Origin of the sequence: Pseudomonas donghuensis (assembly GCF_000696345.2) — a bacterium.
Classification (GTDB): Bacteria; Pseudomonadota; Gammaproteobacteria; order Pseudomonadales; family Pseudomonadaceae; genus Aquipseudomonas; species Aquipseudomonas donghuensis.
Map to the genome: position 1 here is coordinate 2,832,174 of NZ_CP071706.1, position 20,487 is coordinate 2,852,660.

At 59.6% G+C, this 20,487-nt stretch carries 34 protein-coding genes; 31 read left to right on the forward strand and 3 right to left on the reverse strand.

Annotated elements, in window-relative coordinates; genetic code table 11:
- Positions 1-19 precede the first annotated feature (19 nt).
- Entirely contained in the window at positions 20-811 is a 792-nt protein-coding gene (locus tag BV82_RS13260) for a LexA family transcriptional regulator (RefSeq protein ID WP_036995771.1), read from the reverse strand.
- A 116-nt stretch (positions 812-927) separates the two neighbouring features.
- On the opposite strand from BV82_RS13260, the gene BV82_RS13265 reads away from it, so the two are divergent.
- The 11 genes from BV82_RS13265 to BV82_RS13310 all read left to right on the forward strand — a co-directional run bounded on the left by BV82_RS13265 (position 928) and on the right by BV82_RS13310 (position 7,085).
- The gene (locus tag BV82_RS13265; RefSeq protein WP_036995770.1) at positions 928-1,131 is read left to right on the forward strand and encodes a Cro/CI family transcriptional regulator; all 204 of its coding nucleotides are present in this window, start codon (positions 928-930) and stop codon (positions 1,129-1,131) included.
- 87 nt (positions 1,132-1,218) lie between these two features.
- The gene (locus BV82_RS13270; RefSeq protein WP_036995769.1) at positions 1,219-1,641 is read left to right on the forward strand and encodes a phage regulatory CII family protein; all 423 of its coding nucleotides are present in this window, start codon (positions 1,219-1,221) and stop codon (positions 1,639-1,641) included.
- A 188-nt stretch (positions 1,642-1,829) separates the two neighbouring features.
- Complete coding sequence (locus tag BV82_RS13275; RefSeq protein WP_036995767.1) at positions 1,830-2,573, forward strand: phage antirepressor KilAC domain-containing protein; 744 nt, start codon at positions 1,830-1,832, stop codon at positions 2,571-2,573.
- Positions 2,573-3,370, forward strand: a complete 798-nt coding sequence (locus BV82_RS13280) for a hypothetical protein (RefSeq protein WP_036995930.1) — start codon at positions 2,573-2,575, stop codon at positions 3,368-3,370. Before BV82_RS13275 ends, BV82_RS13280 begins: the two co-directional genes overlap by 1 nt.
- The gene (locus BV82_RS13285) at positions 3,360-4,154 is read left to right on the forward strand and encodes an ATP-binding protein (protein WP_036995766.1); all 795 of its coding nucleotides are present in this window, start codon (positions 3,360-3,362) and stop codon (positions 4,152-4,154) included. Before BV82_RS13280 ends, BV82_RS13285 begins: the two co-directional genes overlap by 11 nt.
- Positions 4,154-4,495: a hypothetical protein gene (locus BV82_RS13290; RefSeq protein WP_036995765.1), complete on the forward strand. Its 342-nt coding sequence runs from the start codon at positions 4,154-4,156 to the stop codon at positions 4,493-4,495. The genes BV82_RS13285 and BV82_RS13290 overlap by 1 nt, the downstream gene beginning before the upstream one ends.
- Positions 4,488-4,934: a recombination protein NinB gene (locus BV82_RS13295; protein WP_036995764.1), complete on the forward strand. Its 447-nt coding sequence runs from the start codon at positions 4,488-4,490 to the stop codon at positions 4,932-4,934. Before BV82_RS13290 ends, BV82_RS13295 begins: the two co-directional genes overlap by 8 nt.
- Positions 4,931-5,530, forward strand: a complete 600-nt coding sequence (locus BV82_RS13300) for a recombination protein NinG (protein ID WP_036995762.1) — start codon at positions 4,931-4,933, stop codon at positions 5,528-5,530. The genes BV82_RS13295 and BV82_RS13300 overlap by 4 nt, the downstream gene beginning before the upstream one ends.
- Positions 5,527-5,658 (forward strand): hypothetical protein, encoded by a 132-nt coding sequence (locus BV82_RS26530; RefSeq protein WP_275959746.1) that lies wholly within the window; start codon positions 5,527-5,529, stop codon positions 5,656-5,658. Before BV82_RS13300 ends, BV82_RS26530 begins: the two co-directional genes overlap by 4 nt.
- Positions 5,649-6,239 (forward strand): hypothetical protein, encoded by a 591-nt coding sequence (locus tag BV82_RS13305; RefSeq protein ID WP_036995761.1) that lies wholly within the window; start codon positions 5,649-5,651, stop codon positions 6,237-6,239. The genes BV82_RS26530 and BV82_RS13305 overlap by 10 nt, the downstream gene beginning before the upstream one ends.
- A 546-nt stretch (positions 6,240-6,785) precedes the next feature.
- On the forward strand, positions 6,786-7,085 hold the full coding sequence (locus tag BV82_RS13310; RefSeq protein WP_081839663.1) for a hypothetical protein: 300 nt from the start codon (positions 6,786-6,788) through the stop codon (positions 7,083-7,085).
- Positions 7,086-7,465: 380 nt separating this feature from the next.
- Here BV82_RS13310 and BV82_RS13315 read toward each other — a convergent pair whose 3' ends face one another.
- Entirely contained in the window at positions 7,466-7,654 is a 189-nt protein-coding gene (locus tag BV82_RS13315) for an ECs_2282 family putative zinc-binding protein (RefSeq protein WP_036995759.1), read from the reverse strand.
- Positions 7,655-7,835: 181 nt separating this feature from the next.
- Between BV82_RS13315 and BV82_RS13320 the strand changes: the two genes are divergently transcribed.
- A complete protein-coding gene (locus BV82_RS13320) occupies positions 7,836-8,171 on the forward strand; it encodes a phage holin, lambda family (RefSeq protein WP_036995758.1) in 336 nt (111 codons plus the stop codon).
- Positions 8,172-8,210: 39 nt separating this feature from the next.
- On the opposite strand, the gene BV82_RS26405 is transcribed toward BV82_RS13320, so the two are convergent.
- Positions 8,211-8,447, reverse strand: a complete 237-nt coding sequence (locus BV82_RS26405) for a hypothetical protein (RefSeq protein ID WP_081839662.1) — start codon at positions 8,445-8,447, stop codon at positions 8,211-8,213.
- A gap of 112 nt (positions 8,448-8,559) precedes the next feature.
- Between BV82_RS26405 and BV82_RS13325 the strand changes: the two genes are divergently transcribed.
- The 19 genes from BV82_RS13325 to BV82_RS13415 all read left to right on the forward strand — a co-directional run bounded on the left by BV82_RS13325 (position 8,560) and on the right by BV82_RS13415 (position 20,445).
- A complete protein-coding gene (locus BV82_RS13325; RefSeq protein ID WP_036995757.1) occupies positions 8,560-8,748 on the forward strand; it encodes a hypothetical protein in 189 nt (62 codons plus the stop codon).
- Positions 8,749-8,816: 68 nt separating this feature from the next.
- Positions 8,817-9,050, forward strand: a complete 234-nt coding sequence (locus BV82_RS13330) for a hypothetical protein (protein ID WP_036995756.1) — start codon at positions 8,817-8,819, stop codon at positions 9,048-9,050.
- Between the two features lie 177 nt (positions 9,051-9,227).
- A complete protein-coding gene (locus BV82_RS13335) occupies positions 9,228-9,851 on the forward strand; it encodes a putative metallopeptidase (protein ID WP_036995755.1) in 624 nt (207 codons plus the stop codon).
- 31 nt (positions 9,852-9,882) lie between these two features.
- On the forward strand, positions 9,883-10,344 hold the full coding sequence (locus BV82_RS13340) for a DUF2280 domain-containing protein (RefSeq protein ID WP_036995754.1): 462 nt from the start codon (positions 9,883-9,885) through the stop codon (positions 10,342-10,344).
- Positions 10,331-11,605 (forward strand): terminase large subunit domain-containing protein, encoded by a 1,275-nt coding sequence (locus BV82_RS13345; protein ID WP_036995752.1) that lies wholly within the window; start codon positions 10,331-10,333, stop codon positions 11,603-11,605. The genes BV82_RS13340 and BV82_RS13345 overlap by 14 nt, the downstream gene beginning before the upstream one ends.
- Before the next feature lie 2 nt (positions 11,606-11,607).
- On the forward strand, positions 11,608-12,987 hold the full coding sequence (locus BV82_RS13350; protein ID WP_036995751.1) for a DUF4055 domain-containing protein: 1,380 nt from the start codon (positions 11,608-11,610) through the stop codon (positions 12,985-12,987).
- The gene (locus BV82_RS13355) at positions 12,987-14,084 is read left to right on the forward strand and encodes a hypothetical protein (protein ID WP_036995750.1); all 1,098 of its coding nucleotides are present in this window, start codon (positions 12,987-12,989) and stop codon (positions 14,082-14,084) included. The genes BV82_RS13350 and BV82_RS13355 overlap by 1 nt, the downstream gene beginning before the upstream one ends.
- A gap of 37 nt (positions 14,085-14,121) precedes the next feature.
- Positions 14,122-14,388, forward strand: coding sequence for a hypothetical protein (locus BV82_RS13360; protein WP_036995748.1), 267 nt, complete (start codon positions 14,122-14,124; stop codon positions 14,386-14,388).
- Between the two features lie 119 nt (positions 14,389-14,507).
- Positions 14,508-15,296: a DUF6651 domain-containing protein gene (locus tag BV82_RS13365; protein WP_036995747.1), complete on the forward strand. Its 789-nt coding sequence runs from the start codon at positions 14,508-14,510 to the stop codon at positions 15,294-15,296.
- A gap of 102 nt (positions 15,297-15,398) precedes the next feature.
- Complete coding sequence (locus BV82_RS13370; protein WP_036995746.1) at positions 15,399-16,379, forward strand: major capsid protein; 981 nt, start codon at positions 15,399-15,401, stop codon at positions 16,377-16,379.
- Between the two features lie 49 nt (positions 16,380-16,428).
- The gene (locus tag BV82_RS13375) at positions 16,429-16,785 is read left to right on the forward strand and encodes a hypothetical protein (protein ID WP_036995745.1); all 357 of its coding nucleotides are present in this window, start codon (positions 16,429-16,431) and stop codon (positions 16,783-16,785) included.
- Positions 16,785-17,153, forward strand: coding sequence for a hypothetical protein (locus BV82_RS13380; protein ID WP_036995744.1), 369 nt, complete (start codon positions 16,785-16,787; stop codon positions 17,151-17,153). The genes BV82_RS13375 and BV82_RS13380 overlap by 1 nt, the downstream gene beginning before the upstream one ends.
- 1 nt (position 17,154) lies before the next feature.
- Positions 17,155-17,538 carry a hypothetical protein gene (locus BV82_RS13385; RefSeq protein ID WP_036995743.1) on the forward strand — a complete coding sequence of 128 codons (384 nt, stop codon included), beginning with the start codon at positions 17,155-17,157 and terminating at the stop codon, positions 17,536-17,538.
- A 20-nt stretch (positions 17,539-17,558) separates the two neighbouring features.
- On the forward strand, positions 17,559-17,984 hold the full coding sequence (locus BV82_RS13390; protein ID WP_036995929.1) for an HK97 gp10 family phage protein: 426 nt from the start codon (positions 17,559-17,561) through the stop codon (positions 17,982-17,984).
- Positions 17,981-18,409 (forward strand): phage tail terminator-like protein, encoded by a 429-nt coding sequence (locus BV82_RS13395; protein ID WP_036995742.1) that lies wholly within the window; start codon positions 17,981-17,983, stop codon positions 18,407-18,409. Before BV82_RS13390 ends, BV82_RS13395 begins: the two co-directional genes overlap by 4 nt.
- 39 nt (positions 18,410-18,448) lie before the next feature.
- The gene (locus BV82_RS13400) at positions 18,449-19,108 is read left to right on the forward strand and encodes a phage tail protein (protein WP_036995741.1); all 660 of its coding nucleotides are present in this window, start codon (positions 18,449-18,451) and stop codon (positions 19,106-19,108) included.
- Between the two features lie 9 nt (positions 19,109-19,117).
- Positions 19,118-19,501, forward strand: a complete 384-nt coding sequence (locus BV82_RS13405) for a phage tail assembly chaperone (protein ID WP_036995740.1) — start codon at positions 19,118-19,120, stop codon at positions 19,499-19,501.
- A 56-nt stretch (positions 19,502-19,557) separates the two neighbouring features.
- The gene (locus tag BV82_RS13410) at positions 19,558-19,815 is read left to right on the forward strand and encodes a DUF1799 domain-containing protein (RefSeq protein ID WP_036995739.1); all 258 of its coding nucleotides are present in this window, start codon (positions 19,558-19,560) and stop codon (positions 19,813-19,815) included.
- A 186-nt stretch (positions 19,816-20,001) separates the two neighbouring features.
- A complete protein-coding gene (locus BV82_RS13415; protein ID WP_145997601.1) occupies positions 20,002-20,445 on the forward strand; it encodes a hypothetical protein in 444 nt (147 codons plus the stop codon).
- Positions 20,446-20,487: the final 42 nt, after the last annotated feature.

A 20,487-nucleotide genomic window follows, 5' to 3' on the forward strand; every position in this document is an offset into this window, starting at 1 on the left:
CGCTTTTGCCTCCTGCTAATCAGCGGGCAAACATGCCCCACCAGAAAACGTGCCCCAGGATCGCGATTTGCTCTTCCTGCATCTGGTGAAATGTGTAGTCCTCATCAGGGTGCTCATCGCGGTTGAAGCTGCGCAGCCTGATTCCGCTGGGGAGGCGATACACCTGTTTCACTCGCAACTGCCCATTGTGATTGATGGCGTATAGGTCGCCATCGACGATGTCGCCGAGCGAGTTTTTGCCGGTGTTCACGCCGACCGTCGCGCCGTCCCGCAGCACCGGGAGCATGCTGTTCCCTCGAACTACTACGCATTTGGCGCTGCTGAACTGGACGCTGTTGTGGCGCAGATCCTTCTTGAAGAAGCGCAGCCGTGCCTGATCGCTTTCTTCAATCACGAACCGACCGGAGCCGGCAGCTAATTCGACCTCGCGTAGGAAGGGGACGTAGACCTCATCGTCGTCGAGGGGCGTCGAATCATCCCAGGGCTGAATGTCAGACATCGAAACGCTTGGCTGGATGCGCTCACGCGGCTGAACGCTCGCAACTGTGGACATTAAGCGCGAGCTCACTTCACTGGCGTTGAAGTCGAGAGCCTTGGCCAGCTTCAAAAGTGCCTCAACGTTCAGTGGCACCTTGCCGGTGGCGTACTGACTAAAAGCGCTTTGCCCAGACCACCCGCAAGCCTCGGCTACATCCGCTTGGGTGAGGCTACGCCCGGCGGCCTTGGCAGCAGCCTTTCGCTGTTCATAGATAGCCTTGAGCCTGGCGCTTTCGGCGACTTCTTCGGGGGTGAGTGGGCGGCGTATTTTCATGCCTACAAGAGTATTAGTAGACCTAATATCATCGCAAACAGCGCTGCTAGTATTGTGTTGCCGATAAAAAGCAGCACTGCTACTATCCATGACAGATAACGAGCCGTGGAAATTCCATGAAAAAAATTCCTTTGAGCAAATACCTAGAAGAGCACGGCACCCAGGCCGTGCTTGCTGCTGCTCTCGGCGTGAACCAAAGCGCAATTTCGCAAATGGTCCGGTCCGGAAGAAGCATTGAAATCACCATTTTTGCTGACGGCCATCTTGAGGCAAGCGAGATTCGCCCGATCCCGGCGCGCCCCAAGAGATCCGCAGCTTGACGCAACTGACTGTCGGAGCGGTCCGCCGAGCAAATGATCGCCCAGGCTCTGGCAGGGCACCACGGAAACAAATTTGAGGTTTTACGAATGGAAGATTTTCTGCGGGCCTGCCAGAGCGCTGTTCTGGACAACGAGGCCAAGACGCTGGCGGCAAAGATGGGCGTTCCCCATGTGAGCCTGCTGCAGCGCGCGAACCCTGACAACGATGCTCACCACCTGACCGTCGAACATCTGTTCGGGATTCTGTTGCATTCCGGCGACATGCGGCCGTTGGCGGCGTTGGCCAATGAATTCGGCTTTGACCTGGTAGCAAAGGTTTCTCCGGCGCCACAGGCGCTGACCGCATCACTGATCAGCGTTGGCAAAGAGGTGGCTGATCTGACAATCGCTGTGCACCAGGCCCTGCAAGACAACCACGTCAACCAATTTGAGAAGGCCCTGATCCGCCAGGAGATCGACCACGTCCGCCAAAGCCTGGATGTGATGGATGCCTCGGTGAAGGTCGCCTGACTTTCCGCGCATGCGCGGAAAACAGAGGGAGGAGGGCAGACGTTTTTAGCCCGTTTTCCAGATTGAGCTAACCGTGACCCTCCAAATCGGGCCCTTCGCAAACCCACTAGTAGGTATGCGGACCCGACAGGCACAAAAAAGCCGACGGTCGAGGTCGGCTGATTCGATAACACAATGTGAGGCTGATTATGCAGAGCCAAACCCTTTCAAGCAATACCTTGAGCAAGCCCGCGCCACGATTTGCAAACCATGAAAACGTGGCGCGCACGATGTCGTCTCGGGAAATCGCCGATCTGACTGGCAAGCAGCACTTCCACGTCAAGCGCGACATCGAGCGCATGCTTGCCGATCTTCAGGAAGATCCATCCAACTTTGGATGCACCTACTTAGACGGGCAGAACCGAAGCCAGACCGAATACCTGCTCGACCGCGAGCACACGGAATGCCTGCTGACCGGCTACAGCGCAATCATGCGCATGGCTGTCATCAGGCGCTGGCGCGAACTGGAAGAGGGTGGCGCCCGGGTGATTGCGACACTGCCCGACTTCTCCAGCCCGGCAGCCGCCGCCCGCGCCTGGGCTGAGCAGTACGAGCTGCAGCAGGCCGCCAACCAGGCCCTAGCCGTTGCGGCGCCCAAAGTTGAGTTCGTCGATCGTTATGTGGACGCCACAGGCCTGAAGGGCTTTCGCCAGACCGCCAAGCTGCTGCGGGCAAATGAGGCCCGCTTCCGCGAGTTCCTGCTCGACAAGAAGATCATGTACCGCATGGGCGGGGAGTGGCAGGCGTACCAGCAGCACATCGACGCCGGCCGGTTCGATATCAAGACCGGCACTACTGACGGCGGCCATGCATTCAACCAAACCAAATTTACCCCGAAGGGCGTCACCTGGGTGGCCGGCCTGTGGGCTCAGTACAACCTGGAGGCCCAATGATGGCCAGATCGAGAAATATCAAACCGGGCTTCTTCTCCAACGAAGACCTGGCAGACCTGGACTTCGCCGCGCGCCTCCTGTTCATCGGCATGTGGACCGAAGCCGACCGGGAAGGGCGCCTGGAAGATCGTCCAAAGCGCCTGAAGATGGCTCTGTTTCCGGCAGACAATATCGATATCGACGGCATGCTTGATGCGCTGGAGCTGAAGGGCTTCATTCGCCGCTACGAAACCTCGGGCGTCAAGGCAATCCAGGTGGTGAACTGGTCCAAGCACCAGAACCCCCACGTAAAAGAGGCGGCAAGCACCATTCCAGCAGAAGGCCAGCATCAACCTGTTCAGGGTGAGCATGGTGAAAGCACCGGACAAGCACCGGGCGAGAACAGTTCTTTCCCTGCTGATTCCCTCTCTCTTGATTCCCTTAACCTGATTCCTGATTCCCTCACTCCGTCGAGCGAGTCGCCGGAGGACTTGTTCGATCGGTTCTGGAAGCTCTACCCGCGGAAGGTGGGTAAGGCGAATGCGCAGAAGGCCTGGGCCAAGCTAAAGGTCCACTCGGCGCTGTTCGACCGCATGGCCGCCGCGTTGGCTGCCTGGAGTGTGTCTGCTGATTGGACGAAGGATGGCGGCCAGTTCATTCCGCACCCGGCTACCTGGCTAAACGGCAAGCGCTGGGAGGATGAGTTGCCGGTGCCAGCAAACGTCCACCATCTGCCAACCAGTCGTCACCACGGTTTCGCTGAGCGTGACTACACCGCCGGGCTGATCCCGCGGGAGGATGGCACCTATGCGTTCTGAGAAAGTGGTTCACTTGTCCAGCATGGCTAGCCCTCAAGTCGCATCGATCGCTGTCTGCGAGGAGCACGGCGAGTACCAGGCCACTGTTGCCCGGGTGCTGAGCCGCACGTTCCGTTCGCCATGCCCGCACTGCAAGGCTGCTCTGGTCGCGAAGGAGAAGGCGGAAGCTGTCGAGCGTCAGCGCCACGAGCTGGCCTGGAAGCTCGGTGATGCGCTGGTGCCCAAGCGCTTCAAGGGCAAGACCTTCGACAGCTATCAGGCTGTGAACCCGGGCCAGGCCAAGGCCTTGATGAAGTGTCGACAGTACGTCGAGCAGTTCGAGCAGAACCTTGCGGCTGGGCGCTGCATGATTCTGGTCGGTCACCCCGGTACCGGGAAGACTCACCTCGGCGTTTCCATGGCCCAGGCCGTCATGTCCGCCACCGAGCACACCGCTGCCTACCGCACACTGGGCGGAATTCTGCAGTCCATCCGTGCAACCTTCGACGGCAGTTCCAGCCAGACCGAAGGCAGCATCCTCGACGCGCTGGTGCGCCCCACGTTGCTTGTGCTGGACGAAGTCGGTGCCAGCAAGGAGGCACCAAGCGACTTCGAGCTGAGCCGCCTGTTCTCGATCATCAACGGCCGCTACGAGCGGATGCTGCCGACCATCGTGATTTCCAACCTGGATGTTCGCGAGCTCCCTTCGGCGATGGGAGAGCGATCTGCCGACCGCCTCCGCGAGGGTGGTGTGATTGTGCTCCCGTTCAATTGGGAGTCTCAGCGCGGCAAGGAGGGGTTCTGATGCCCATCGACAAGGAGAGATTGCAGCCCCTGCTGTGGGCAGTGGTAGGCGCCTGGGGGGCCGGCGACCAGGACCTGCAGGTGCACACTGACGCGCTCGACGAGTTCTTGGGCGAGTCAACGGTGGAGGAGGTTGCTCTGGAACTGCTTGCCGAGCTCGAGCTGCTTGAGGCCGAGAACGAGGCGCTTCGCAAAGACGCTCAACGCTGGCGCTTCGTGCGCAGTCCCATCGGAACCGGTTCGTCTTTGGCGATTTGGCAAGAGGGCCGGATGCCTTTGTTTTCGGCAATTGCGGATGCTGTCGTTGATGAGGCCATGGCTAAGGAGGCATCCCATGGCTGACCTGATGCTCCGTACTGAGCAAGACCGCGCCCGCCTGATCAGATACCTCACCGGCCTGGACCTAGCCAAGCCGCGTCGCCTGACCATTGTCGAGGTTCGGAACAAGCGCAGCGACGCCCAGAACCGTCTGCTGTGGATGTGGAACGGCCTGATTCAAGATCATCTGCGCGACTCCTACGGCCAGGTGGCGAGTGGCGAGGAATGGCACGAGATCCTGGTTGCCAAGCTGTGGCCGGCCGAGGTTCACCCGGTGGAGCTACCCGACGGCACCCGGTACCGCGTTGGTCGAGCCAAGACTCGTAAGTTCAGCACCCAGCAGATGACCCAATACCTCGAGCTGCTGGACGCTTACTGCGCCGAGAGCTTACAGCTGCTCCTGCCGCATCCAGAGGACCTGATGATGGCGATCTACGGCGAGCGCCGCGGGAGGGCTGCATGACGCGAACTGCCCTCAAGGAAGTGAAGCAGAAGACCTGCAAGGCTTGCGGCGGGAAGTTCCGGCCATCGTTGTCGACGCAGAAAGCCTGCAGCGTGAAGTGTGCCCTGGCCATGGCGCCGGCGAATCACGACAAAGCCCGAAAGGCCATCGACCAGCGCAAGCGCCGCGAGATCAAGGTTCGCAAGGAGAAGCTCAAGACCCGCGGCGACTACATGCGCGAGGCGCAGACCGAGTTCAACACCTACATCCGCCTGCGCGACCAGCACCGGCCATGCATCAGCTGCGACTCACTGCCCAGCGATCACGACCTGATCACCGGCAGCCGCTGGGACGCCGGCCATTACCGCTCTGTTGGCGCCTGCCCGGAACTGCGCTTCGAGCAGCTCAACGTGCACCGCCAATGCGTGAAGTGCAATCGCAACCTGTCCGGTAACGCGGTCGAGTACCGCATCCGGCTGGTACAGCGCATCGGTGCCGACCGGGTGGCCTGGCTGGAAGGGCCTCATCAGGCCAGCAAGTACACCATCGAAGACCTGAAGGCCATCAAGGCCGAGTACCGGGCAAAGATCAAACAGCTGAAGGAGGCTGCAGCATGACATGGAGCATCATTGATACGGCCGGCATGTTGCTGCTGATTATGGTTATTTCATCCACCTGGTGCCTCGGACGCGGCCAGCTGATCGCAATGAGGCGCAAGCGCGAGGAGGGCGGCCCATGCAACTGAACAGTGCACGCCAAGCATGGCATGACTGCCTGTACACGGCCTGGGATAGCCAAGGCGCCTTCATAGAGCAACTGGGCCTACTGGGCGCCATGGTGCAGACCACTGAAAAGCAGCGCAGTGCGAGTAATGCAGTGCACCAGGCGCTGGCAGGGCGGGTACAGTCGGCGATCGGCAAGCTGCACAGCCAGGTTCGCGCCTTCGGCAACTTCATGTACGCACCGGCCTGCAGTGACGACGATCGCGAGACCGCTGAAGAGGTTGTGTTTAATAACGCGCTGGCAAGATCTGGTCGGATGACGGCGGCGAAACGTGAGCGGTGCGAATACGTGGCCAAAGGTGTCATGTTCCGGTACCGCCGCATGCACCAGGGCGGGCAGTCTTCCTGTGAAGATCCCTTCGCAAGCCCTGAGTGGTTCAAAAAGTGGATCGATGATGTCTACGGCGTGAGCCTGCCATCGTGTGCATGGGCCAGGGACTGGGAGCCTTTTGTGGAGATCTGCTTCGAGGTCTGCGAGGACATCGACAAGAAGGCTCTGTCACCAATTGGGGCTGTTTTGTACGAAATGAAGGAGGCCGCTTGAGGGCCTATTGCGTTCCCGCACGTGTGGTGGCATAGTTTCCCCATCGTGATAATTTCGCCTTTGGCGAAGATCGCAAAAGAGCCCGGCCATCGCGTCGGGTTTTTTATTGCCGCTCATCTACTCGAATGCACTCAGCGAATCCGAGAGCTTCAAATGATTACGGCCCAGATAAGCTGGACCTCATTGGTGAGGTGCGTATGTCTACCGATTCGAGTTTTGAAGACCAAGCGCAGGGCTCGACTCCATCCAAGCCTGAGCCAGGCACAGATGAACCGAGGCTGGATCCTAATGATCCAAACAAATACGATCCGTTGAAAACCCCTGATAAGGAGCGTCCAGTAGATTGGGACGACCCTGCTGAAAGAGTAACGCCTGAGGCGGATGAACAAACGCCATTATCGGATGACAGGCGTTGATGTGAAGAACCCGGCATTTGCGCCGGGTTTTTTGTTGGCGTCCGTTCGTCCAATACCCGGCACTTCCCACTGCTTTATCGCCTCTCAGTTTTAAGCGTGGGTGTCCCGCGCATGAGAGCGGAGAGCTAGCATGGAAATTGACGAGAATGCACCTGGTAACAGATCGCAGCAGGTCGTGACCCGTGCGACGGATAACGAAACCGGTCATGACCCTCGACGTGAAGAATCTGAGGTCCCTCTACCTCCGGATGATGAAGCACCTGTCGAGGAAGAGCTTTCTGACGTGGAAGCCAACAACTCGGTATCAAGCGAGCATCCGGAATCAGGGAGTGGTGGTACCCCAGGCGTCGATCCGCAGATGAACGATCAGGGCGATGACGCTAAAGAACCACGCGGCGTACCCGCGAGCGACCCTGAATCGGGCGCCTGATTCTTCTAAATATTCTGAAGGCCTGCTCAGTGCGGGCTTTTTTGTGCCCTCTATCTTACCTGCAGCCAGGGTAGCCTTCGGGAGGCCTGGACACTGATAAGCCGGTAGTACAGTGCTACGGAATAACACCGGCAGCCCGCGCGCCCATGCTCCGTACGCTTCATGGGTGGTGCGAGGCTGGATCGGCGAGACTGGTACAGTAGGGTGCCAGCGTCGTGATGGTCTTTGGCGGGCGGCGTGGGAAGACACGCAAATCACCCCGAGGCCCAGGTATAGGCCTGGACTTTTCCGTTTCAGGAGATCTTATGGAAAAGCTCGATCTCGACGTGAGCGTAGAGGGCGGTTAAGCCCTGCTACGCCCACTGAATGATGCCATGTGGTCACTTGAACAGCTTCCCGAATTCCCGCTTCAGGTCTTCGGTGACCTTGTCACCAACAGCCTTCATGATGTTTCCGTAGGTCTCGACGGCGCCGCACTTGCCGCATGTAACCTTCGAGTTGTTGTTTGGCCTGGGCGGAATCTGGAACTTGTCACTGCCGCAACTCTTACACTTAACGTTTACCTTCATCCCTGATGCTCCATGGTTCGTTTGGTGTGGAAATTGAACGATAGCATGTAGTCGTCTTCCTCTATTGAGCCTCGGAATTTGTCGGGGCTTTTTCGTTTTCGGCTCCGCCACACCCATCGCTCCGAGCTGGGAGTGCTGCTGGGGCCGAATCAAACTCGCTCCCCGAAAGGGAGGAACCGGAATGAACCATATGCCAGACAAACCAGACACCTGGCTTATCGTATTTGCCTGGCTCAGCCAGCATGCACCCGCGCTCTATGCGGCCGGCCTGGCCGTGTCGATCTCGGCACTGCGAATTATTTATGGCGGCGGCACCAAAAAGGCGGCCTTCCTCGAAAGCCTGCTGTGTGGCTGCATCACCCTGGCGATGCTTTCCGGGCTTGAGCTGCTGGGCATACCCCAGTCTGCCGCCGGAATTGTCGGCGGGATGATTGGCCTGTTAGGCGTGGACAAGATCCGCGCCTACGCAGACCGCTTCACTGGGTTCAAGCTGCCGGGGCGTAATCCCGAGCCGTAATCCGCGCCACAAATTCAAGGTGCGCCGTTTCGTGGCGGGTCACTCATTCCTCAATCGGGGGATTAGCTCAGTGGGGCAGCCCGACTCCAAGTTCATCTTCGCACATGCTGCACCCGCCAGGCCTTTGCTCGTGTAACTTAGTTTGAGTCGCATTTTTTCCTGGTTATCGTAAATATCAAAGCCGCCCGACAGAGTAGTGGCGTAGTAACGCCCACCCGAATGAAACGACTCCGTTGCTATTGGAACAGCTGGAACGATAACGAATCTTGGTTGCATTTTTTGTGCCTCCCCAGGCAGAGATTTAACTATTAGCCACTCATTTGGATGGCTGCCAGGAAGCTCAGAGTGAGCCGACAGAAGGTATGCAATCTGAGAGTGAGGAGAGCCCATGACTAACGTCACGCGTATTCACCACGCTCTGCCGCTGAGCAATGCTATCAAAGAGGTTGTCGTGGACCTGGATAGCACCATTGCCAAAGCGATCGATGCTGCGAAGGCTGCTGGCCTTCCCCAAGGACTAATCGTGAGCCTCCTGCACGGGCATGCATATGCACAGACCAGCATCATGGTGATCTAAACCGTTCAAGGTAGTGGAATGATATGTCTGCACCAGCTACTTTGAGGCTTCACGCAAGGAGTACGGACATGGCAGATAAATATGTTGGAAAGATCATGGGTGTGGGCACAGATAACGTGGAGTACGTGATTAATATTTATCAGGACGAGACGGTTGAGCGCTCATCACACGGAATGGTTCGACATGAAGGCCTGAAGCATTTCGAAATGCAATTCGGCGGTGACGTGAAAAAGATTTCTGAGACTGAGTTCGAGATTGTGGCCACGGGAGTGAGGGTCACTGTGCATGATACTCAAAGCTAGAAAAGTCGGTCTGTCATGCGAGCACTTGAATGAGAGCGCCGCGTGGTAGGTCGCATTAATCAATGATCATGCCTAGCCTGCGCTGAGCTTCAGACTTCAGGCGAAGCACTGCCTCCAGCATCGAATCAACTCCTGCCGTACCTGCAATACACCACCATTTCGAGAACAAGGTGACCCATGGATAGGCCGTTCCCTCCATTGTCACTGACTGAGTTGTCCGAACTATCCGGCTTTGGTATTCGACTGGCTCCAGCCCCTGAGGTATGGAGTTGGCTTGAGGCCGAGATCCTCTCCACCACCGGTAGCATCCACAACGAAGACCACGCCCACCTGATCGACGCTAACATCGGCGTGCTCTGGGCATCCTCTGGATTCGGCAAGCAGGGAAGGGTGGTGCTGGGTCAGGCGGAGCAGGTCATGTTCCGCGCTGGCGGCTGGCAGAAGGCTCGCCAAGAGCAGCAGATGCGGGACTGGTTTGGCGAAGTGCCGAACTACCTGATCACCCTGGCCGCTGACTACTGCGCCCAATGCACCGATGCCGAGTTCTGCGCCCTGGTCGACCACGAGCTCTACCACATCGCCCAGGCTACCGATCAGTACGGCGCGCCCAAGTTCACCCAAGAAGGTCTCCCCAAGCTACAGATGCGTGGACACGACGTTGAAGAGTTCGTCGGTGTGGTTCGTCGCTATGGGGCAGGGGAAGACGTACAGCAGCTGATTGACGCTGCAAGCCGGCCGCCTGAGGTGGCCAAGATCAACATTGCGAGGGCCTGTGGAACCTGCCTGCTTAAGTCGGCTTGATGTTTGACAGGCGCTTGACGGAAAACAATCTATGGCAGCCCTGAGCAACGAGGTGAAGGCCTTCATCGTTCAGGCGTTGGCCTGCTTCGATACACCGTCTCAGGTGGCAGAGGCCGTCAACAAAGAATTTGGTATTGAGATCAGCCGCCAGACGGCGGAAAGCCATGACCCCACAAAGCGGCAGGGGCGCAACCTGGCCAAGCGCTGGGTTACCCTGTTCGAAGACACCCGGAAGCGTTTCCGCGAGGAGACCGCTGACATCCCGATCGCTAACCGCGCCTACCGCCTCCGCACACTGAGCAGGCTGGTCGAAAAGGTTGAAGGGATGCGCAACTACGGCCTGACCCTTCAAATCCTTGAGCAGGCCGCCAAGGAGGTCGGAGACGTGTACGTGAACCGGGCCGCCAAGGTCGACGACTCATTGAATTCAGTATCACCAACCTCTGTACGAGTAGAGGTGGTCGACGCGAGGAAGCGGGATGCCGACGCTTAATGTGCCCCAGGCGCAGTTTCTTGCCATGCCTCACAAGTTCCGCGGCTTCGTTGCAGGGTTCGGCTCAGGGAAGACTTGGGTAGGTTGCTCTGGGCTCTGCCAGCACGTTTGGGAATGGCCCCGGATCAACGCCGGCTACTTTGCGCCAACGTACCCGCAGATCCGGGACATCTTCTTCCCAACGATCGAAGAGGTAGCCTTCGACTGGGGGCTGCGCATCAAGATCAAGGAGTCGGACAAAGAGGTCGACTTCTACAGCGGCGGTCAGTACCGCAGCACCGTGATCTGCCGGTCGATGGAGAAGCCCGCGACCATCGTCGGCTTCAAGATCGGCCACGCCCTGGTCGACGAGCTGGATGTAATGGCCAAGCTCAAGGCTGAGCAGGCCTGGCGGAAGATCATCGCGCGGATGCGTTACAAGGTGCATGGGCTGAAGAACGGCGTAGATGTTGCCACGACACCTGAAGGGTTCAAGTTCACCTACCAGCAGTTCGTGAAGCAGATCAGCGAAAAGCCAGAGCTGAAGACGCTGTACGGCCTGGTCCAGGCCAGCACCTATGACAATGAGGCGAACCTGCCGGACGACTATATCTCGTCCCTGGAGGACTCCTATCCGCCGCAGCTGATCAGGGCTTATTTGCGTGGCCAGTTCGTCAACCTCACTTCCGGCGCCGTCTATCCCGACTTCGACCGTAGGCTGAATCACAGCAACGAGGTTGAGCGGGAGCGGGAGCCGCTGTTGATCGGCATGGACTTTAACCGGCTGAAGATGAGCGCCGTGGTGTATGTGCTCCGGGGCGGCTGGCCGATTGCCGTGGCCGAAGTCACCGATGGGCGTGACACGCCGTACATGGCCGACCTGCTCAAGCGCCAGTACGCGAGCAAGGGCCACCCGATCCAGATATTCCCGGATGCCTCGGGCGCCAACTCCAGCAGCAAGAACGCCAGCGAGTCGGATTTGAGCATCCTGCAGCAGGCGGGCTTCTCCATTCGCGTGAACAGCACGAACCCCGCCATCGCCGACCGAGTGAACGCCGTGAATTCCCTGATCCTCAATGGGCAAGGCGAACGACGACTGAAGATCAACACGAACAGGTGCCCGCACCTCACCGACGGCCTGGAACAGCAGGCATACGACAAGAACGGTATGCCGGACAAATCCAGCGGCGTGGACCACCTGAACGACGCAGGCGGCTATCCACTAGCGTTCCTGTTCCCGATTTCCAAACCGATGACGACGACCCAATCCCTGAGAATGTGACCATGAGCGATAACCCAAGCATCACGCTGCCCGCGGTCGACGCCATGCGCGCCTACTGGGCCGTTATCACGCCGCTCATGGGCGGAACGATGGCCATGCGATCGGCGGGCAAGACCCTGTTGCCGCAGTATCCGGCCGAGGATGGCGATTCCTACAAGGAGCGTCTGCGCCTCTCGACACTGCTGCCGGCCTATTCCGAGACGGTTGGCAATATGACCTCCCGGGTGTTCGCCGAGCCGCTGCAGGTCGGTGACGATGTGCCTGAAGCTATCCAGGTGATGGCCAAGGACATCGACATGGCCGGTAACGACCTCAACTCCTGGTCGGTGGAGTTCTTCCGCGAAGGCCTGAGCCATGGTGTGTGCCATGCGTTCGTTGATCACCCGCCTGCTGAGGGTGTTCGCACCCAAGCAGATGAGCAGGCTGCCGGTGTGCGACCCTACGTCGTCCTTGTGAAGCCTGAACAGGTTCTGGGCTGGCGCTCCACGGGCGGGGTGCTCACCATGATCCGCTATATCGAAGTGGTCGAGGAGGAAGACGGCGACTTCGGCGCCAAGTGCGTCGAGCAGGTCCGCGTGTTGGAGCCAGGCAAGTGGCGGACCTACCGCCGTGCCGAGAAGGGCGGTGCATGGGCGCTGCATGACGAGGGCACCAACAGCCTGACCAGAATCCCTTGGGTGACGTTCTACACCGGGCGAACTGGCTTCATGACTGCCAAGCCGCCCCTGCTGGAACTGGCTCACCTCAACGTCAAGCACTGGCAGAGCCAGAGCGACCAGGACAACATCCTGCATGTAATCCGCGTGCCGATTCTGGTACGGATCGGCGTGCAGCCGATGTTCAACGACCAGGGCCAGCCGGTGCCGCCAGAGTTCAAGGTCGGCACCGGTTCTCTAACCGATCTGCCATCCACCGGCGACCTAAAGTACGTCGAGCACACTGGGCAGGCTGTAGAAGCTGGCCGGACAGCGCTGCAGGACCTGATAGGCGAGATGCGCATGGCCGGGGCCAAGCTGCTGACTCCTGAAAAGGCTGCGACCAAGACTGCCACCCAAGCCGAAGAGGAGGCTGCGCAAGAGCTTTCCCCGCTGGCGCGCATGGCGAACCACTTCGGCGACTGCCTGGCGCAGCTGCTGCAGTACATGGCCGAGTATCGCGGCCTCGGTGAGGGTGGTGCGGTCGAGATGCGCGGCAACTTCGACGTGGACTACATGCCGGAGGTGTCGCTTCCGACCCTGGTGGCCATGGCTAACGCTGGCATGATCTCCAAGGAAACGCTGTTCACCGAGATGCAGCGCCGCGGCGTGATCAGTGACGAATACAACTGGCCCGAAGAGCTCGAGAAAATCGAGGGCCAAGGTCCCGCGCTCGGTGCGCTGTGATGAAGACGGCCAACGAGAGGTTGCTGGATGAGCTGATCGGGCATGAGGTTGACCTTTCCAGGCTGAGCAATGGCCAGGTCAGAGCGATCATCAAGATCCTGAACAGCAAGGACGCCGAGCTGCGGGCTGCGCTGATTGAGGCGATCGACAATCTCGGTACCGATCTATCTGCGCCGGCAGTGGATAGGGCGCTGGCTGAAGTACTTCGCCTTAACCAGGCCACGTTCGTCGAGATCCACCAGGCGCTGGACCAGGCCAGCGACAGCCTGATCAGCTACGAACTCGCCTTCCAGCAGGGCGCGCTGCGAGCAGTTCTGCCTGCGGTGGTGCAGGAGGCTTTCCCCGTCGTTGCGCCAGTGTTCAGCCGGGTCAAAGCAATAGCTCAGGCCAGGCCATTCCAAGGGCGTCTGCTCAGGGAGTGGATGGCCGGCATTGAGGCGACCCGCGCCGCTGCCGTTCGCGATGCCGTCCGCGCTGGCGTGGTTGAGGGGCGCACGACTGCCGATATCGTCCGCACCGTCATGGGTACCCGGGCACAGAACTACGCCGATGGCATCCTGCAGAAGTCCAGGCGCGAGGTTGAGGCGGTCGTCAGGTCCGCCATATCGCACACTGCTGAAACGGCCAGTGACGCCGCCTACGAGGCCAACAGCGACATCATCAGCCATGTTGAATGGCTCAGCACGCTGGACACGCGCACATCGACCGATTGCCGCATCAGGGACCGTCTGCCGTACAGCTTGGGAACCTACAAGCCGATCGGGCACAAGATCCCATGGCTGGCCGGGCCTGGACGGATTCACTTCTGCTGCCGGTCGACAAAGCTGCCGATCCTGAAGAGTGCATCAAGGCTTGGATTCAGCGACAGCGCCACGCGGGCCAGTATGGACGGCCAGGTGCCGCAGTCCACGACTTACGCCGCGTGGCTCGCACAGCAGTCGGCAGCGCGGCAGGACGAGATCCTCGGTCCTGAGCGGGCTCGGCTGATGCGTCAGGGCAAGCTGAAACTGGATGATTTCTACAACGACAAGGGCAAGTTCCTAATCCTCGACGAACTTCATGACAGGTTGAAACTTGCGGCTGCCCAGAAATCCTGATGTATTGGCTTGATCATAACCGGTGCAAGGACACACGATGAGCCATCAAGAGAACGCTGACTTCTTGCGACGTTACATAAAGGGCGATGTCAAGGCACTACAGGGAAGAGACATCATCCTTCAGGGTGACGCTCTGAACCCACATGTCGACGATTTCGAGGCAGTTATAGACATTGGCAAGTACCAGTACGTGGGTTACACCTATTGGAGTGAGGAGGGTAACAACACCGCTATGTACCAAGCGCTTGTAATGTTTGCCTACGGACGGGAAAGCCTCCTAGCTGAGCAAGAAAAATCCAGCTGAATCATGTTTTACACAAGGCCCCGGCATTCGCTGGGGCTTTTTTTTGCCTGCGGTTCGGATGGACGGGGCGCAATTGGGCCGGAAGGCCTGCCAATGGGCGGATGCCCGGAGAACGATCCATGAAGCTCAAACTTGACGACAACGGCAATGTGGTCCTACAGAACGGCCAGCCGGTCTATGTTCACGATGACGGCAAAGAGGCTCCATTCGACGCTGCTGCTGCCGTTATCAAAATCTCGGCATTGAACCGTGAGGCCCAGGGGCATCGCGAGGCCAAAGAGGCAGCTGAGGCCCGCGCCAAGCTGTTCGAAGGTATCGAGGATGCCGAGGCCGCGATCAAAGCGCTGGAGACCGTCAAGAACCTCAAGGAGGGTGATCTGGTCACTGCCGGCAAGGTCGAAGAGATCAAGTCTGCCGCCAAGCGCGCTGCTGAAGAGCAAGTTGCAGCAGCTGCCAAAGCGGCCGCAGAGCGCGAGAAGACGTTGCAAGGCGACTTGGAAAAACTGCAAGGCCAACTGCATGGCGAACTCATCGGAGGCAGCTTCAGTCGGTCGAAACTGATCTCGGAGAAGTTCGCGATTCCAGGTGACCTGGTTCAGGCCCGCTTCGGTCAGGCGTTCAAGATCGAAGAGGGCAAGGTGGTCGCCTACGACCAGGCCGGCAACAAGATTTTCAGTCGCGCCCGCCCAGGCGAGGTGGCGGACTTCGACGAAGCGCTCGAAGCCCTTGTCGATCAATATCCCTACAAAGACCAGATACTCAAAAGCTCCGGTGCAAATGGCGGCGGCGCACCTAACGGCAGCCACACTGGCGGCAAGCCACCTGCAGGTAAGGGCAACTTTGGCGGCAACAAAGAAGACCGCCTGCAAGCAATCAAATCCCAATTCCCTGATCTAGCCCAGCCCTGATCAGACCCTAGCTGTCATCCCGGATGGGGTACGGCGCACCAGGGCGGATGCCCGACAACCATTCATTGAGCCCATCCGGGCAACAGCTATAGGAGCTCCAACATGGCGCTTTCCGATATGGAAGTTTTCAACACCTACTTCATGCCTGCGACCATCGAGACGCTGGCGCAAATGGTCGAGCGGTTCAACGCCGCATCCGGTGGCGCGATTCTACTGACCACCGACGGCTTTGACGGCGACTTCCTGCAGACCAGCTTCTACGCTGGCCTGGCGGGCGCGCGTCGTCGCGTGAACCGTTACGGCAACAACGGCAACGTGAACGCGGTCGACCTGACCCAGCTCAAGCACAACACCGTCAAGGTCGCGGGCGGCTTCGGCCCGGTGCGTTATGAGCCATCCCAGATGACCTGGCTACGCAAACCAACTGCCGAGGGCGTAGAAGTGGCGTCCCGCTACTTCGCCGAATCCCTGCTGCAGGACCAGCTGAACACTGCCATCGCCGCGTTGGTGGCAGGCATCGGCAACCAGGGCGCTGCCGCGGTCGTCGACGTGTCGGGCACCAAGAAGGTGGACTACATCGCAGTGAACGACAGCCATGCGCTGTTCGGCGATCACTCCAGCCAACTGATCGCCCAAGTGATGGATGGCGCCCAGTTCCATGCCTTCGTGGGCCAGAACCTTACCAACGCCGAGCAGCTGTTCAAGTCTGATGCCGTCCGCGTTGTCGACATCCTGGGTCGCTTGGTTGTGGTGACCGATGCTCCTGCACTCTACAGCGCTGCTGTGGCCGATCCGGCCGCGCCGGCCAAGCGTCGAGTGCTATCCCTGGCCCAGGGGGCAGCCACTGTCCACGATGCCCGCGACCTGATCTCGAACATCGAGACCAGTAACGGCAAGGAGCGTATTGAGACCACCCTGCAGATCGACTACAGCTTCGGCGTCGGTCTCCGCGGTTATGCCTGGGACGTTGCCAACGGCGGTGCCTCGCCTGATGACGCGGCTCTCGCCACCGGCGCGAACTGGGACAAGGTCGCGACCAGCATCAAGCACACTGCTGGCGTCATGGCTATCGGCCAGGCCTGATCAATCAAAATGATGCGGCCTTTCGGGGCCGCCTACCTCGGAGACTGACATGTCCGAAAAGATCATTTACGAGCGCCATCCGGTGACAGCCGAGCGCAAAGCCGACCTGCGTCGGAAGGGCTACAAGATCATTGATGTGAGCTTTGCGCCGGCCGACTACGAGAATCCTGAGCCGATCAAGGTCGCCAAGCCCAGCGATAAACCATCTCTCGATGCCTTGAAAAAGGCCTTGGACGAGAAGGGCATCAAGTACGACGGGCGTGCCGGAGCTGCTGCCCTGCAGAAGCTGCTCGACGACGCCATCAAGGTCGAGGGGCTCAAGGCCAGTCTGACTGAGAAGGGTATCCAGTTCGAGCTTGACGCCAGTCTGGAAGATCTGCAGAAGCTGCTGGGCGAGGCCGTGTGATGACTGCCTACGTCAGCATCGAACAGGTGGATGCCCTGCTGGGAGCCGACTGGGCGCCCGATGAAAAGAAGCCGCGCGCGGTGCTGATGGCCAACACCTGGCTGACCAACCTGGGGCTGCCTGCGTTCGACCCAGTGCCTGACGATGTGGTCCAGGCTGGCGCAGAGATTGCCCGGGAGGCTGCCGCTGGCAACATATTTGCGGCCAAGGAAACCGGGGTGCTGAGCAAGTCGGTGGATGCCGACGGAGTTTCCAGCAGCAAAACCTACTCGGCGTCCGCCCGAAAGATCAGCGCCGGTGAGTCATTCGCCTTGGCGCTGCTGAGCCAATACCTGGGTACCGGCCAGGCCAAGATAGTGAGGGGCTGATATGGGGCTTCGAGACGAGCTGCAGGCCGACATGGCAGAGGCCTTTAACACTGACCTGGCTGATGCTGTTAGTGCGGTAGAAGGCAGCAGGGCGGTGAAGGGTGACTACGACCCCGCAATTGGTGGCGCCCCAGGGACAACTGTCTTCTACACCGGGCGCGGCGTGTTTGGGCAGTACAAGGCCAGGGAGATCGACGGAGCGCGCATTCTGGCTTCGGACGTTCGCCTCAAGGCCCTCCAGAACGAACTGTTCATGCAAGAGGGCGGGGTGGTCACAGCTATCGCCGCGGTACCGGCCATCAACGACCGCATCAGCGGCTACCGCGTGGTCAACGTCGGCCAGGACGCCACCAAGGCTACCTGGACCATTCAGCTGAGGAAGTGACCATGGCGCGCGGATCGCACATGAAAGAGCGGTACGGCGGACAGTCCGGCAGTTTCGCTCTTAGCCTCGCCGAGTTTGCCCAGCAGGCCACCGAGGCTATCGACGCGAGCTTGCGTGAGATCGTCATCGAGCTGGGCGGTTCGCTGATCCGGATGTCGCCGGTCGATACCGGGCGATTCCGGGGCAACTGGCAGTTCAGCGTCGACACGCCGGCCAGCGGCACGCTTGACGAGGCGGACCCTTCAGGATCCGCAGCCACAGCGCGCTTGATTGGTGACTCCATCGCTTTCCGCGCCGGCGAATCAGCCTTCATCGTCAACAATCTGCCCTATGCCATACCGCTGGAGTTCGGTCACTCCGACCAGGCCCCGGGCGGAATGGTCAGGATCACCGTCGCTCGCTTTCAGCAGATCGTGCTGGAGGCCATCAGGAACAACCAGGTATGAGCCACGCACGCGCACGCCAGGCCATTGAGATCAAGCTGGCCGCCTGGGCGGCTGCGCGCCCGATCCGTGTCGCACACATGGAGGAGGACTTCGAGGCCGCTCCGGGCGAGACCTACCTCCGGGCCTTCCTACTGCCGGCCAGCACCACGACCCGCTACTTAGCTGCTGAGGCCTTGGAGTACCGGGGTATCTACCAGATCAGCATCGTGTGCCCGGCGGGCCAGGCCCTCGCTACTGCTGACGCCCTGGTCGACGAGCTGAGCAATCTGTTCCGCGCCGACACCGAACTCAGCCGCAGCGGCTTCGAAGGCTTGATCGTCGAGCCGCTGGAGCAGGGGCCCACCATCACCGAGCCGGTGACCTACACGGTCCCGGCCAGCTTCACCTACCAGGGTGTCGCAGACCAACCGCCCGCTGGGGCATAACCAACCGCCGCCCGGCGGGCATCAATGAGGAAAGACACCATGGCCGCACGCTTCCCGCTGCCGAACGGAGCTACGCTCGAGATCGCCAGAGTCATTGGCGCTGCAATCCCTTTCACTGCACTGACCAATGCAAAGCCTCCGGTGGCGACAGCTGCCGGTCACACTATCCAGAACGGTGACGTTTTGCTGGTCAACTCCGGTTGGGCACTCATCAGCGATCGCGCCGTCAAGGCATCCAACGTTGCCGATGACGCATTCTCCCTGGCTGGTCTCGATACCAGCGACGCAGAAAAATTCACCGCAGGCGCGGGCGTGGGTTCCGTGTATCCGGTTTCCGACTGGGTTCAGATCTCGAAGGTCACGTCGTTCAACTCGGCCGGTGGTGAGCAGCAGTATGCGACCGTTGGCTATCTGGAAGATGACGACGACAAGCAGTTCCCTACCAACCGCAACCCGACCACCTTGTCGATCGTGGTGGAGGACCAACCTACTGCGCCTTACGTGCAGGCTGTTGAGGGTTACGACACCTCCAAAGAACTCGCGGTGATCCGTATGAAGCTACGCAACGGTGACCAGATCCTGTACCCAGGCTACGTCAGCATCACCCCTGATCCGACCATGGAGCGGAACAACGTCATGACCCGAACCATCAGCGTCGGTCTGTCTGCTCGTTCGCTTCGTTACCTGGCTGGCGCGTAAGGAGTTCCCATGGCAAAGATCAAAATCGCGCAGAACCCAACGTTCGGCGCAGCTGTGCAGCTTCCACGAGTGGGCTCCGATCCGGTGGAGGTTGGGTTCGAGTTTCGCTACTTGGACCGTATCGCGCTGTCCGAGATGTTCGATCGCTGGAACAAGGCGCGAGACGCCTGGGCGGAGAAGGCGAAGGAAGAGGGTGTCAGCTGGAAGGACGCCACCACCGCCGAGATCGAGCTTCAGGCTGAGCAGCTGAAGGACATCGTGGTTGGCTGGGATCTCGACGACAAGTTCAGCGACGACGCCATCCTCGACCTGGTACAAACCTGCACTGGTGCGCCAAAAGCTGTCATCGACGCCTTCCAGAACGCCTACAGCCCGGCACGCTTGGGAAACTGAGGGCGGCGGCCCGCGCCTGCTATGAGCGCGCCCAATCCGCCGAGCAGCTAGCGGCCTTGGGGCTTACGCCAGACGACATCGATGAGGAAGAGATAGAGGTCTGGCCGGAAGCTTGGCCAGCCTTTCGCTTGTTCGAGGCAATGTCCACCCAATGGCGGACGGGCATGGGCGGTGCTTCGGGCCTGGATTACTCAATCATCCCGACCACCGCCTCGATGCTCGGCATCAAGCGCTGCGACCTTCCAGACATTTTTCCCGATCTCCGTGTAATGGAGGCCGAGGCTCTGGCCGTCATGGCTGAGTCAGTGGCGTAGGGCAGCGGATGATGCGGCGAGATGGCAGGAGGTTGTTACGTGAGCAGTTGGGCGAAGTAAAAGCTGACGGCGCCAATCACGGCTTGGTAAGTTCCCAAGGAGCATTTCTGGGCATACATAGGTGCAGAATTGATTCTCCTTATCTTAGAATGCATGTTTCCCGCCTCTCAAAGGAATGAAATCGTGGTGAGCAACAACGCCATCTGCTGCCCGCAATGCCAGGGTCAGCAGGTACAGCTCTTGTCCGTCATCCATGCCGCTGGGACTTCCCGCATTCATACAACTCACCAAGCGCAATCCGGAATCGGACCGCGCGTAACTGTCGAGACCACCGGCCGGCATCAGACCGATTTGGCCGCTAGCGTCGGTCCACCCCCAGGTAAGCGCTTGCTGGGACCCGTAATCCTCACAGGGGTTGGCGCTATTATCCTGTACGACGGCCTCAAGCTGATGAACTCGTATTGGGGCGTCGATTGGAGCAGGTTCTTCATTGGCGTGACATTCATCGCCATTGGTGTGGTCGGGTTTGTGCGTCACTGGAAGTTCAACGTCGCTCAGTATGACAAGTTGGAAGAGTGGCGCCGTACTTGGATGTGCCATTCCTGCGGTACCAGATTTCAGCCCTCTTAACTCATGCAGTTCTCAAACCATACCTAAGCCCGCCTAGTGCGG